13 protein-coding genes are annotated in these 12774 nt (G+C 69.8%); 7 read left to right on the top strand and 6 right to left on the bottom strand.

The features are described 5' to 3' along the window. Nucleotides 1-2 precede the first annotated feature (2 nt). Nucleotides 3-905 (bottom strand): UTP--glucose-1-phosphate uridylyltransferase GalU, encoded by a 903-nt coding sequence (gene galU / locus OG912_RS20605; RefSeq protein ID WP_326736732.1) that lies wholly within the window; start codon nt 903-905, stop codon nt 3-5. 116 nt (nt 906-1021) lie between these two features. Between galU and OG912_RS20600 the strand changes: the two genes are divergently transcribed. Then, nucleotides 1022-1606, top strand: coding sequence for a 5-formyltetrahydrofolate cyclo-ligase (locus tag OG912_RS20600; RefSeq protein ID WP_327713488.1), 585 nt, complete (start codon nt 1022-1024; stop codon nt 1604-1606). A 104-nt stretch (nt 1607-1710) separates the two neighbouring features. Here the strand turns inward: OG912_RS20600 and OG912_RS20595 are convergent, their stop codons facing one another. Next, nucleotides 1711-4461: a penicillin acylase family protein gene (locus tag OG912_RS20595; protein WP_327710647.1), complete on the bottom strand. Its 2751-nt coding sequence runs from the start codon at nt 4459-4461 to the stop codon at nt 1711-1713. 277 nt (nt 4462-4738) lie between these two features. On the opposite strand from OG912_RS20595, the gene OG912_RS20590 reads away from it, so the two are divergent. The 6 genes from OG912_RS20590 (at nt 4739) to OG912_RS20565 (ending at nt 10713) form a co-directional block, all read left to right on the top strand. Further along, on the top strand, nt 4739-6301 hold the full coding sequence (locus tag OG912_RS20590) for a potassium/proton antiporter (RefSeq protein WP_443061001.1): 1563 nt from the start codon (nt 4739-4741) through the stop codon (nt 6299-6301). Nucleotides 6302-6614: 313 nt separating this feature from the next. After that, entirely contained in the window at nt 6615-7898 is a 1284-nt protein-coding gene (locus OG912_RS20585) for an MFS transporter (protein WP_327710646.1), read from the top strand. 66 nt (nt 7899-7964) lie between these two features. Then, nucleotides 7965-8342, top strand: coding sequence for an FmdB family zinc ribbon protein (locus tag OG912_RS20580; protein ID WP_327710645.1), 378 nt, complete (start codon nt 7965-7967; stop codon nt 8340-8342). Nucleotides 8343-8460: 118 nt separating this feature from the next. Continuing rightward, complete coding sequence (locus tag OG912_RS20575) at nt 8461-9294, top strand: S-methyl-5'-thioadenosine phosphorylase (protein ID WP_327710644.1); 834 nt, start codon at nt 8461-8463, stop codon at nt 9292-9294. 282 nt (nt 9295-9576) lie between these two features. Continuing rightward, nucleotides 9577-10038, top strand: coding sequence for a hypothetical protein (locus tag OG912_RS20570; protein ID WP_327710642.1), 462 nt, complete (start codon nt 9577-9579; stop codon nt 10036-10038). Between the two features lie 174 nt (nt 10039-10212). Further along, a complete protein-coding gene (locus OG912_RS20565; RefSeq protein ID WP_443061097.1) occupies nt 10213-10713 on the top strand; it encodes a large conductance mechanosensitive channel protein MscL in 501 nt (166 codons plus the stop codon). A 25-nt stretch (nt 10714-10738) separates the two neighbouring features. Here the strand turns inward: OG912_RS20565 and OG912_RS20560 are convergent, their stop codons facing one another. From OG912_RS20560 to OG912_RS20545, 4 genes are all read right to left on the bottom strand, one after another. Continuing rightward, nucleotides 10739-10948 (bottom strand): hypothetical protein, encoded by a 210-nt coding sequence (locus OG912_RS20560; RefSeq protein WP_327710640.1) that lies wholly within the window; start codon nt 10946-10948, stop codon nt 10739-10741. An 82-nt stretch (nt 10949-11030) separates the two neighbouring features. Then, on the bottom strand, nt 11031-11408 hold the full coding sequence (locus OG912_RS20555; protein ID WP_327710639.1) for a hypothetical protein: 378 nt from the start codon (nt 11406-11408) through the stop codon (nt 11031-11033). Further along, complete coding sequence (locus tag OG912_RS20550; RefSeq protein WP_327710638.1) at nt 11405-12175, bottom strand: Rieske (2Fe-2S) protein; 771 nt, start codon at nt 12173-12175, stop codon at nt 11405-11407. Before OG912_RS20550 ends, OG912_RS20555 begins: the two co-directional genes overlap by 4 nt. Then, nucleotides 12172-12774 (bottom strand): 4Fe-4S dicluster domain-containing protein, encoded by a 603-nt coding sequence (locus OG912_RS20545; RefSeq protein WP_136327991.1) that lies wholly within the window; start codon nt 12772-12774, stop codon nt 12172-12174. The genes OG912_RS20550 and OG912_RS20545 overlap by 4 nt, the downstream gene beginning before the upstream one ends.

Here is a 12774-nt window from a genome sequence, read left to right as displayed (position 1 = left end):
TGCTACATCTCCTCGGTGACGTAACTGCGGAGCCAGGTCCGGAACTCCGGGCCCAGGTCTTCACGTTCGCACGCGAGTCTGACAATGGCACGGAGGTAATCGCTCCGGTCACCGGTGTCATAGCGGCGGCCCTTGAAGACCACGCCGTGCACCGGGCCGCCGATCTTCTCGTCCTCGGCCAGGAGCTGAAGGGCGTCCGTCAGCTGGATCTCGTTGCCGCGGCCCGGTTCGGTCCGGCGCAGTATGTCGAAGACCGCGGGGTCCAGGACGTAACGGCCGATGATGGCGAGATTGCTGGGTGCGTCGGCCGGTTCGGGCTTCTCGACCAGGCCGGTGATCCGCACCACGTCGCCCTCGGCGGTCGGCGCGACGGCCGCGCAGCCGTACTGGTGGATCAGTTCGGGCGCGACCTCCATGAGCGCGATGACGCTGCCGCCCTCGCGCTCCTGGATCTCCACCATGCGCGCCAGCAGCGGGTCGCGCGGGTCGATCAGGTCGTCGCCGAGGAGGACCGCGAACGGCTGGTCACCGACGTGCGGAGCCGCGCACAGCACCGCGTGACCGAGGCCCCTCGGGTCGCCCTGGCGGACGTAGTGCATGGTGGCGAGGTCGCTCGACTCCTGGACCCTGCGCAGCCGTTCGGCGTCGCCCTTGCGGGTCAGCGCCGACTCCAGTTCGTAATTGCGGTCGAAGTGGTCCTCCAGAGGACGCTTGTTGCGACCGGTGATCATCAGGACGTCGGAGAGTCCGGCGGCGACCGCCTCCTCGACGACGTACTGGATGGCAGGCTTGTCGACTACAGGAAGCATCTCCTTGGGAGTGGCTTTGGTGGCCGGCAGAAAGCGGGTACCGAGGCCTGCCGCCGGGATGACAGCCTTGCTGATCCTGAGGTTCGACTGAGTCATGCGCAGAACCCTAACCGGCGCAGATGGGCGGAAGGTGAGCCTCCGGTTAACTTTGTACTTAAATATGCCGGTACGAGAGAGCTATGAGAGCCATAGGTGCCCTGTTGAACACCGACATGTCCGCAAAGGCACTGCTGCGGCGTGATCTGCTCGCCGCACGACGCCTCCTGACCGGTGAGGACGTCGAACGGGCCGCCGCGGTTCTGGCCCGTCGCGCACTCGAACTGCCGGAGGTCGCCGGGGCCCGTACGGTCGCCGCCTACGTCTCGGTGGGGCGCGAGCCGGGGACCCGCGCCCTGCTGGACGCGCTGCACACGCGGGGCGTACGCGTCCTGCTGCCGGTGCTCCTGGCGGACAACGACCTGGACTGGGCGCCGTACGAGGGGGCGGACAGCCTCCGAAAGGCCGGTCGCGGGCTCCTGGAGCCCGCCGGGGTGCGGCTCGGCCCCGACGCCGTCCTGGACGCCGACGTGGTACTGCTTCCGGGCCTCGCCGTGGACGGGCGCGGGATGCGGCTCGGCCGCGGAGGCGGCAGCTACGACCGGGTACTGGCGCGCCTCGCGGCGGCCGGGGCCCATCCCGCGCTGATCGTGCTGCTGTACGACGCCGAGGTGACCGCCCGGGTCCCGGAGGAACCGCACGACCACCCCGTGGACGCCGTGGTGACCCCGGCCGGCCCACGGCGCTTCGGCAACGGCTGAAGGCCCACGGCGCTTCGGCAACGGCTGAAGGCCCGAGGCGCTTCGCGACGGCTGAAGGCCCGAGGCGCTCCGGAGACAGTCTCCGGAGCGCCTCGGGCCCACCCCTACGGCTTCAGCGTCAGCGTGTCCGTGGTCGCCGCGGACACCGCGTTCGTCCCGAAGGACCAGTCGAGCAGTTCACCGTTGACCCACTTGTCGGTCTGGTCGGTGTAGTGCGCGCTGAACGCGTGCCCGGAGGCGCCGGTGAGGTTGATCCAGCGGGACTTGTCCCAGTCCCCCACGTTGACGACCATCCGCATCGACGGAACCCAGACGACCTCGTAGCCGCCCGCCGCGTTCCAGCCGGTGGCGTTCACCGCGGCCTCGCCGCCGCCGAGGTTCCAGGGGCCCCGGTTGAGCGCCCGCTGGAGCAGTCCGGGCCCTTCCGTACCGAGGGTCTGGTTCTTCAGGGTCAGCTGGTGCAGCCGGCCCCAGCTCCAGGTGGTGATGTCCTTGCCGAGCTTGGCCGTCAGCTCCCAGCGGGCGTCCTCCATGGCGCGGGCGAAGAGCTCCTCGCGGTTGTCGGTCGCCTTGTCCTTGCGGTTCGCCGGCGCCTTCCACCACTCGCTGTCCGGCTTGTCCATGAGGTTCGCGACCACCTGGTACCAGCGGTCGCCGCCGTCCGGCTGCGCGGAGTCGGGATCGCGCTGACCGCATTCGCGTACCAGCTTGTCCTGCTCGTCGAGCGGACCCGAGCTCTTGGCCGGGGGCACGTTCAGGCACTCGCCCTCGACGCGCATCTCCTTGGGCAGCTTGTCGCCGAAGGCCAGCTTGAGGATGTTGCGCCAGACCGCGTTGAAGTACGCGGCGGCCGCCGAGTCGGCCTCCTGGGTGTAGTCCCAGCCCTCCAGCAGCTTCTGCGCCTCGCGGATGTCCTTGTCCGAAATGTTGATCTTCATCAGCTCGGGCACCAGCAGCGCGGCGATCTCGCTGGTGTTGTCCATCTGCATCTTCTGCATGTCTTCGGTCGAGATCTTCCCGCCGCCCTTGATCTTCGACTGGACGAGGTCGTTGATCCGCTGACTGCGGCTGCCGTAGCCCCAGTCCTTGGTGAGCATGTACGGGTACTTGTCCTCGTCGATCACGGCCTGGTTGGCGGTGACGATGTAGCCGCGCTTCGGGTTGTACTCGTAGGGCAGCTCGTCGAAGGGGATCGGCTCCTTCTTCCAGCCGTACGACGAGGACCAGCCGGGGCTGGGCATCGTGCCGTCGCCGGACGTGCGCTGCGGGATCTTCCCCGGCGCCTGGTAGCCGATGTTGCCCTTGGTGTCGGCGTAGATGAGGTTCTGCGAGGGAACCTCGAAGTGCTCAGCCGCCGCACGGAAGGTGGTGAAGTCCTTGGCGCGGTTGAGCTCGAAGACGGCGTCCATGGAGTGACCCGGCTCCAGTGCGGTCCACTTCAGCGCCACCCCGTAACCGTCCGCCCGGTCGGGGGCCGCATTACTGACGGGGGCCTTCTGGCCGACCTTCTCCAGCTCGCTGCTGCGGTCGGAGACCAGCGGACCGTTGTTGGTCTCGCGCACCGTGATGTGCCGGCTCTTGCCGCCCGCGACCTTGATGGTCTCCTCGCGGACGGTGAACGGCTTCACCTTGCCGTCGTACAGGTAGCCGTCGCCCGAGACCTTCTCCAGGAAGAGGTCGGTCACGTCGGCGCCGAGGTTGGTGAAGCCCCAGGCGACGTCCTGGTTGTGGCCGATGATCACACCGGGCATGCCGGAGAAGGTGTAGCCGGCGGTGTCGTACTTGCAGGTCGCCGAGACGGAGCGGCAGTGCAGCCCCATCTGGTACCAGAGCGAGGGCAGCTGCGGCGCCAGGTGCGGGTCGTTGGCGAGCAGCGGCTTGCCCGTGGTCGTGTACTGCCCCGAGACCACCCAGGAGTTCGACCCGATGCCGGTGCCGTTGGGGCCCAGCAGGGCGGGGATCTCGTCCAGGGTGTCGGAGAGCGCGCCGAGCTGGGCGGTGAGGCCCTCGGTGGCGCCCTGGGCGGTCGTCGAGGCGATGCCCTCAGACTGCGGCGCCTGCGGGTCGAACTTCCCGGTGACCGGGGAGATCGCGCCCTCGCTGACGATCGTCTTGTGCTTGTCGTACGGGTAGGGCGGGTACAGGTCCTCGATCTGCTTCGCGTCGAGCCGGCTGGTCATCAGCGAACGGTCGATCTCGTCCTGCATGTTGCCGCGCAGGTCCCAGGCCATGGCCTTCAGCCAGGCGACCGAGTCGACCGGGGTCCACTCGGTGGGCTTGTAGTCGTTGGTGAAGCCGAGGGCCGCGTACTCGACGGAGATGTCCTTGCCGTCGCGGTCCTTGAGGTAGGCGTTCACCCCGTCCGCGTACGCCTGGAGGTTCTTCTTCGTCTCGTCGGACAGGACGTTGTCGTACTCCTCCTGCGCGACCTTGCGCCAGCCCAGCGTGCGCAGGAAGGAGTCCGTCTCGACCTGACCCGAGCCGAACATCTCGGAGAGCCGGCCGGCCGTCATGTGACGGCGGACGTCCATCTCCCAGAAGCGGTCCTGCGCCTGAACGAAGCCCTGGGCGCGGAACAGGTCGGCGTCGGAGTCCGCGTAGATCTGCGGGATCCCGTAGCTGTCGCGCTTGACCTCGACGGTGCCGTCGAGTCCGGCGAGCTGAGCCGTGCCGTTGGTCTGGGGGTACGAGGCGCGCACAGTGGATACGGACCAGTACGTTCCGTAACCGACACCCGCGACAAGCGCCAGCACCAGAACGATCACGATCAGGCGGGCTCGTCGCCCCTTCTTCTTGCGCGGCCCACCGCCGGCGGTACCGGTGGAGCCGGAAGAGGCGGTTGTGTTGGCGGGCATCGCTGTCCTTCGAGGGGCAGGGTGGTCCTGGGAGTGCAGGAGCAACCATAGGCGCAGCGCCGAGGCCGGTCCGACGCGGTATCGGGATGGTTCGAATTGCGTAGCGATCGCACGAATACTCGAACGCATCAAGAAAACGTTAAAGATTAGGTAAGGTAACGAAGTAACCCGCCGCCGGAAGTCGATCCGGCGGGCGTACGCAGGGAAGGACCGGCCACTGACTGTCCACGCGCTCAACGAACTCCTGCTCGTCTGCTCACTCGTCCTGCTCGTCGCGGTGGCGGCGGTACGCATCTCGTCCCGCAGCGGGCTCCCCAGCCTGCTCCTGTACCTGGGCATCGGGATCGCCATGGGGCAGGACGGGTTCTTCGACGTCAAGTTCGACAACGCCGAACTGACGCAGGTGATCGGCTACGCGGCCCTGGTCGTGATCCTCGCCGAGGGCGGCCTCGGCACGAAGTGGAAAGAGATCAAACCCGCGCTGCCCGCAGCCGTGGTCCTCTCCCTCGTCGGCGTGGGCGTGAGCGTGGGCGTGACCGCGGCCGGCGCGCACTATCTGGTCGGCCTGGAATGGCGGCAGGCCCTGATCATCGGCGCGGTCGTCTCGTCCACGGACGCCGCCGCGGTCTTCTCGGTGCTGCGCAAGGTGCCGCTGCCCGCCCGGATCACCGGCGTCCTGGAGGCCGAGTCCGGCTTCAACGACGCCCCTGTGGTGATCCTGGTCGTGGCCTTCTCCACCGTGGGGCCGGTCGACAGCTGGTACGTACTGGTCGGCGAGATAGCCCTGGAGCTGGCGATCGGCGCCGCGATCGGCATCGCCGTCGGCTGGCTCGGCTCATACGGACTGCGGCATGTGGCACTGCCCGCCTCGGGCCTCTACCCGATCGCGGTGATGGCGATCGCGGTGTCCGCGTACGCGGCCGGCGCGATGCTGCACGGAAGCGGATTCCTCGCCGTCTACCTCGCCGCGATGATCCTCGGCAACGCCAAGCTGCCGCACTGGCCCGCCACCCGCGGCTTCGCCGACGGGCTCGGCTGGCTGGCCCAGATCGGCATGTTCGTCCTGCTCGGACTGCTGGTCACCCCGCACGACCTGATCGACGACTTCTGGCCCGCCGTCGTCGTGGGGCTGGTGCTGACCGTGGTGGCCCGGCCGCTGGAGGTCTTCATCTCACTGGCACCCTTCCGGCTGCCCTGGCAGGAGAAGGCCCTCATGTCCTGGGCCGGGCTGCGCGGCGCGGTGCCCATCATCCTGGCGACCATTCCCATGGTGTCCGGGATCGAGGGCTCCACCCGGGTCTTCAACATCGTCTTCGTACTCGTCGTCGTCTACACCCTCATCCAGGGACCGACCCTGCCCTGGCTCGCGAAGGCCCTCAAGATCGCCGACGACCCGTCCGAGGCCGCCGACCTGGGCATCGAGTCGGCGCCGCTGGAGCGGCTGCGCGGGCATCTGCTCTCGGTGGCCATCCCCGCGCAGTCGAAGATGCACGGCGTCGAGGTCGGCGAACTGCGCCTGCCGGCAGGAGCGGCGGTGACGCTGGTCGTCCGGGACGGCAAGAGCTTCGTGCCCGCACCCTCGACCGTGCTGCGCCGCGGCGACGAACTGCTGGTCGTGACGACCGACCCGGTGCGCGACGCCACCGAGGCCCGGCTGCGCGCGATCGGCGAGGGCGGCAAGCTGGCCGGCTGGCTGGGCACCGGCGAGCACGCGGCCGACGAGGCCCTCACCGGACCGAACGTGGCCAACGCCCTCAAGGCAGTGAAGAGACTGGGCAGAACGGACGACGTCAAGAAGCACGAGGGGCGGACCACCCGGGACGCCAAGGCCCACCACTGAGGACGGGCGGACACACCCCGTGTCCGCAGGTGGGAGAGGTTGCCTTGCGCACAATCACAGGTGGACCAGGGTCCTTGCCTGTAGCATGAAGGAAACCTAGATCGACCTATTTGATCCACCAACTCTGCCTGATGCAGAGCTGGCGCGACCGTATGGCGGTCGTGGCGTCCTCCGCCTCTTGCTGCGAGCGCCCGGCATCTACCGCAGTTCCGCGCGAAGAGGACAGCTCTCGGCAGCTCCTGACCGGGTCCGCACCCACGTGCCGGCCCGTCCCGCAGGGGCACGGCCACCAGGCGGCAGAAAGGCATGGACCGTGGCGTCCACGGTCTCCGACCGCCCCGGATACGGGCAGTTGCTGCGCACCCCGGGTGCGTGGACCTTCCTCCTGCCGGGCTTCGCCGCACGGCAGCCCTTCGCGATGCTGACCATCGGCATCGTCCTGCTCGTCCAGCACACCACCGGCTCGTACGGCAGCGCCGGCGCCGTCGCCGCCGTGACCGGGGTCTCGATGGCCCTGTTCGCCCCGCAGACCGGCAAGCTCGCCGACCGCTTCGGCCAGCGTGCCGTGCTGCTGCCCGGCGTCCTCGTACACACGGCGTCCGTCTCGGCCCTGACCGCGCTCGCGCTGGCGGACGCCCCGATGTGGGCCCTGTTCGCCGCCGCTGTCCCGACCGGCGCCTCCGTCCCGCAGATCGGCCCGATGGTGCGGGCCCGCTGGGCGGCCGTGCTCGGGGCGGCGCCGGGCCGGAAGGCCTCGCCGCTCATGTCGACGGCGGCGGCCTTCGAGTCGGTGACGGACGAGTTCACGTTCGTCATCGGTCCGGTACTCGCCACCGCTCTGTGCACCGGGGTGCACCCGGCGGCGGGGCTGATCGCCGAGGCCGCCCTGACCCTGTTCGGCGGCCTGTTCTTCGCCGCTCAGCGCGCCACCCAGCCCGCGGTGCGCGCCACCGGTTCCGAGGGATCGCAGCGGCACGCCTCGGCGCTGTCCATCCCCGGCGTGCGTGTGCTCGCGGTGGCCTTCCTCGGGATCGGCGCGGTCTTCGGCGGGATGCAGGTCTCGCTGACCGCGTTCGCCGAGGAGATCGGCAGCCCCGGTGCGAACGGTCTGCTGTACGGGATCTTCGCGGCCGGCAACATGCTGGCCGGCATCGCCTGCGGCGCCATCGCCTGGAAGACCGGGCCGCGGCGCCGGCTGATCGCCGGGTACGCGGCCCTGACCCTCACCGCGTCGGGCCTGTGGGCGGTGCACTCCGTGCCGCTGCTGGCCGGGCTCGGACTGCTGGTCGGCCTCTCCATCGCACCCGCCCTGATCAGCGGCTACACCCTGGTCGAGGCGCTGGTCCCGGGATCGGCGCGGACCGAGGCGTTCACATGGCTGACGGGCGCGGTCGCGCTCGGCCAGGCGGCGGCCGTGACCGTGGCCGGGCAGCTCGCGGACGCCCATGGGGCGAGCACCGGATTCCTGGTGCCGCTGGTGGGCACGGTGCTGGCGCTGGTGACCCTGGTGAGCCTGCGTTCGCGGCTCCTCCCGAGGAGTTCGGGGCGGACCGTGGCACGTGGGATCGGTCACCGCGGGCCGGTCACGGTGGACTGATCCAGCGGAATAAGTCAGTATGGAGCGTCGTTAGCACTCATCGAGTCAGAGTGCCAGGAGGAACAAGTGCCGACTTACCAGTACCAGTGCACCGAGTGTGGCGAGGGCCTCGAAGCGGTGCAGAAGTTCACCGATGACGCCCTCACGGTGTGCCCGAGCTGCGACGGACGCCTGAAGAAGGTGTTCTCGGCGGTCGGCATCGTGTTCAAGGGTTCCGGTTTCTACCGGAACGACAGCCGCGGTTCCTCGTCGAGCAGCACGCCGGCCCCGGCCGCTGCGAAGGCCTCCGGTTCCGGGTCGTCGTCCTCGACGGGATCGGACGCGAAGTCTTCGTCCTCTTCGTCGACGTCCTCCTCCGGTTCGTCCAGCTCTTCCACGACGTCTTCTTCGTCGTCCTCTTCTTCGTCTTCTTCGTCCTCGTCGAGCGGTTCGTCGGCCGCCTGAGGCGCCCGTCCGACCGTTTCACCTGGCTTCACCGGGACCCCGCCGATCCATTCGGCGGGGTCCTCGGCGTTTCCCGCCCGGCCGCATGGGCCGCGCGGCGAACGCCTACTGTGACCGCATGGTGAACGCAGAGATCGGTGTGATCGGCGGTTCGGGGCTGTACTCCTTCCTGGAGGACGTCACCGAAGTTCGCGTGGAGACCCCTTACGGAGCGCCGAGCGACTCCGTCTTCCTCGGCGAGATCGGCGGCCGCCGGGTCGCCTTCCTCCCCCGTCACGGACGCGGCCACCATGTGCCGCCGCACCGCATCAACTACCGCGCCAACCTGTGGGCGCTGCGCTCGGTCGGCGTGCGCCAGGTGCTCGGCCCGTGCGCGGTGGGCGGGCTGCGGCCGGAGTACGGGCCGGGGACGCTGCTCGTGCCGGACCAGCTGGTGGACCGTACGAAGACCCGCGTCCAGACGTTCTACGACGGGGAGACCCGGGCGGACGGGACGGCACCGAACGTGGTGCATCTGGGATTCGCCGACCCGTACTGCCCCGAGGGGCGCAAGGTCGCCCTGGCGGCGGCCCGCGGGCGGGACTGGGAAGCGGTGGACGGCGGGACGCTCGTGGTCGTCGAGGGGCCGCGCTTCTCGACCCGGGCGGAATCGCGCTGGCACGCGGCGATGGGCTGGTCGGTGGTCGGGATGACCGGACACCCCGAGGCCGTGCTCGCCCGTGAACTGGGCCTCTGCTACACGACGATGACGCTGGTGACGGACCTGGACGCGGGCGCGGAGGCCGGCGAGGGGGTCTCCCACGAGGAGGTGCTCAAGGTGTTCGCGGCCAATGTCGACCGGTTGCGCTCGGTCCTCTTCGACGCGGTGGCAGCGCTGCCCGCGGAGGCGGACCGGGACTGCCTGTGCGCGCATGCGCTGGACGGGATCGAGACGGGGATCGAGCTGCCGTAGGCGGTCAGCTTCTGGCGTCCCTCAAGCGGGTGAGGGAGTTTTCCACATCGTGTGGACCGTCCACAGGGCTCAGCGGAAATCTCGTGGGTGGTGAATCGTGGGTGCTGTCCGGCCGATCCACTTCGACCGGACCACTCGATCCGATTCCTCTGAACTCCCTCACCGCAGGCGGTGTTTGCCATGCCCCCGTACGGCCCCTCCTCTCCTTCGCGCCCCGCTTCCCCGCCCCCACCCGCCCCCGCGCCACCTCCCTGCGGGGTGCCGCCCTTTCCCCCACTGCGGGTGCGCGGGGGCAGCGGACACCGGCTGCGGCGGGCGGTGTGGCGGCAGCGGCGGGCGATGGCCGCGGGGCTGGCCCTGACGGCTGCCGCGCTGGCAGCTTCGGGGCTCGGCGGGGGCAAGGGCGAGGCCGGCGGCGGGGGCGGTGCCGCGCACGCGACCGGGACGGCGCACCGACGGGTGTCGCCACCCGTTCGTCAAGTGTCCGCGCCCGTCCGGATCGCCGATGCGGAAACCGTCCGGTTGCTGCGGCCGGGCGACCGGGTCGACGTGATCGCGTCCGAGGGCGCCGGGTCGGACTCCCGGGTGCTGGCGAAGGGTGCGCGGGTGACCCAGGTGCCATCGGTGTCCGCCGAGGGTTCCGCGGAGAACGGGGCACTGATCGTGCTGTCCGTACCGCGGGCGACGGCCACGGCGCTGGCCGGTGCGGGAATCTCGGCCGGATTTGCGGTGATTCTGTGTTGATTCGCACTGACGAACCATCACGTCACCTGACATCAGACGCAGATGGGGTGGATTCCCCTTGTACTGCCGTAGGTTGCGGAAAAGTTTGCTCCCCTTACGGCACATGCAAAGGACGGCTCACGCGTGAGCGAGAAGAAGAAGGTCAGCGTCCTGGACGGCTTCAAGGCCTTCCTGATGCGCGGCAACGTAATCGATCTGGCGGTCGCCGTCGTCATCGGCGCCGCGTTCACGAACATCGTGAACGCCATCGTCAAGGGTGTGATCAATCCGCTCGTCGGTGCGCTCGGCAGCAAGGACCTGGAGAGCTACAGCTCCTGCCTCAAGGGCCCCTGCACGACGGACCCGGAGACGGGCGAGGCGACCGAGGGCATCCGGATCCTGTGGGGCTCGGTGCTCAGCGCGACCCTCAGCTTCCTGATCACCGCTGCCGTCGTCTACTTCCTGATGGTGCTCCCGATGGCGAAGTACCTCGCCAGGCGGGCCGCCATGCAGGCGGCGAAGGAAGGCGTGCAGGAAACGATGGAGGTGAGCGAGCTGGAGGTCCTGAAGGAGATCCGCGACGCACTGATCGCTCAGCGCACCGGCGGCAGCGGTGGCATCGGCAGCACGGGCACCGGCAACAGCCCGGCGGAAGGGAATCGCGGCGAGGACCCGGGGCGCGGGCTCCAGGAGTAGAACTCCGGACCGGGCCAGGGCGGGCTCAGACGTGGTGCGGCGGCTTCTCGTCAAGGAAGCGGTCCAGGTCGGCGGCGCTGCCACCGGAAGGGGCCCGCTCACCCCACCCCCGGTCCGTATCGTCCGCGGACTGCTGGTCCAGCGGATCGTCGAAGATCAGTGCCGGCTTGGGCTTCGGCCGGTCCGGCGAGCTCGGCTTCGCATCGCGCGGTCCGGGGGCGGGGGCGGTACTCATACCTCCCAGGGTACGGCGGCCCTGCGGATGCGCGGGCGCCCCGGCGTGCGCCCGCCTTGAGGGCGGGACGCCGGAACGCCGCTCAGCGGTCCTTGGGGTCGAGCCACCAGAGTCCGAGCACGACGAGGAACGACAGGCAGAGGAATCCGGCCCCCCACCAAGCGGTGCCGGTGTTGCCCTCCATCCATTCGTCGATGACGACCGTGAGTCCCCAGAGCTGCCCGATAACGACGGTCATGGCCAGGGTCAGCCGTGCCGTCAGTTTCGAGGACCGCTCCGGTTCCTGGTCGCTGCCCGCTCCTGGTCCCGGCCCGGTGTGGCGGACACGGGGGTCGCCGTAGCCGCTGGTGGACCGGATCTGGGGGTATCGCTCGTGGACGGGCCGGTTGAGTTCGGGCCGCGCGCTGCCCGGGTGGTACTCCGGGTAGTTCGGGCCGGTGGGCTGCTGGGCGTCGCTCATGTCCGCCTGCCGGAGGTCTGGGGCTCGCCGGCCCCGGTACGGGAGGTGCCGGCCGCCCCGGTACGGGAGGTGCCGGCCGCCCCGGTACGGGAGGTGCCGGTGGCCCCGGGGGCTTCGGGGGCTTCGGCGCCCCTGCGGACTCCGGGGCAGCCGATCCGGGATGCGAGATCCGGGCGGTCGTCGCCGAGCTGGCGGCACAGCCCCTTCTCGATACTCTCGCCGGACCGGGTGGTGCCGACCGCCCAGATGCTGCCGTCCGTCTGCTCGGTGAGGACCACCTTGGGCAGTCCGCGGGGCGGCGGTCCGGCCGTGACCTCGCCGGTGCGGGCGTCGAAGACGCCCTCGTGACAGGGGCAGTACAGCTCGCCCTCGGAGCCTCGGTCCTTCTGCCAGAGCACGGCACAGGCCAGGTGGGTGCAGATCGCCGAATAGCCGACGAGGGTGCCGTCGTCGAGCCGGACGGCAACCGCCTTGTCCTCCTCCTCCGGATAGCTGAAGGCGAGGGACTCCCCGGGCAGCAACTGGGAGCTGATCCGCTTGGGTGCGAGCGCCTTGTCGTCCTCGGGGTCGCCGTGGCGCGGGAGCATGCCGCCCGCGACACCGAGCCCGCCGACGGCGAGACCGCCGGAGACGGTGGCGACGATCCGGAGGTAGTCGCGGCGGGTGGTGAGGGAGTCCGCCGCGATCCTGTCGTGCAGGGCCTCGCGCGGGTCCCCGGAGGGCGACTGCCGCGGATCGCCGGCGGGCGGCTGTTCGGTGACGCTCATCGGCGGACGTCCTTCCCGTTGATCTCCACGACGGGCAGACCGCCCGGCACCGGCCACTGGACCCGGTCGGCGGGGACCACCATGGCGACCCCGGTGCGCACCTCGGTCTCGCCGAAGACGAAGGTGTCGGCGACCTGGACTCCGGGGCGTTCGGCCTGGAGCTCCTCGACGGTTCCGTAGAAGAGGGCCCCGGTCGGGCAGACGGTGGCGCACATGGGGGCGAGACCGTAGGCGGTGCGGTCGTAACAGAGGTTGCACTTCATCTGCAGCTTCGCCTGGAGGTCGATCTTCGGGACACCGAAGGGGCAGGCGTTGACGCAGTTGGCGCAGCCGATGCAGCGGGTGGTGTCCGCCTGTTGCACCACCCCGTCCGCGGTCACCAGGATCGCGTCGGCGGGACAGACCTCGGCACAGGGGGCGACAGGGTCCTCGCAGTGCATGCAGACCGTGGGGAGGGAGGCGACGGACTGGCCCTCGTCGGTGTAGTCGAGGTGGATCATCGACTTGCCGCGGTGGGAATCGCATTCCCGGCAGGCGGAGACACAGGCCTGGCAGCCGATGCAGCGCCCCGGGTCGATGAAGATCGTTCTGCCCATCAT

This window comes from Streptomyces sp. NBC_00464, from assembly GCF_036013915.1.
Lineage (GTDB): Bacteria > Actinomycetota > Actinomycetes > Streptomycetales > Streptomycetaceae > Streptomyces.
The sequence above is the reverse complement of the archived record's forward strand: the minus strand, read 5'-3'. Positions and strand labels throughout refer to the sequence as shown.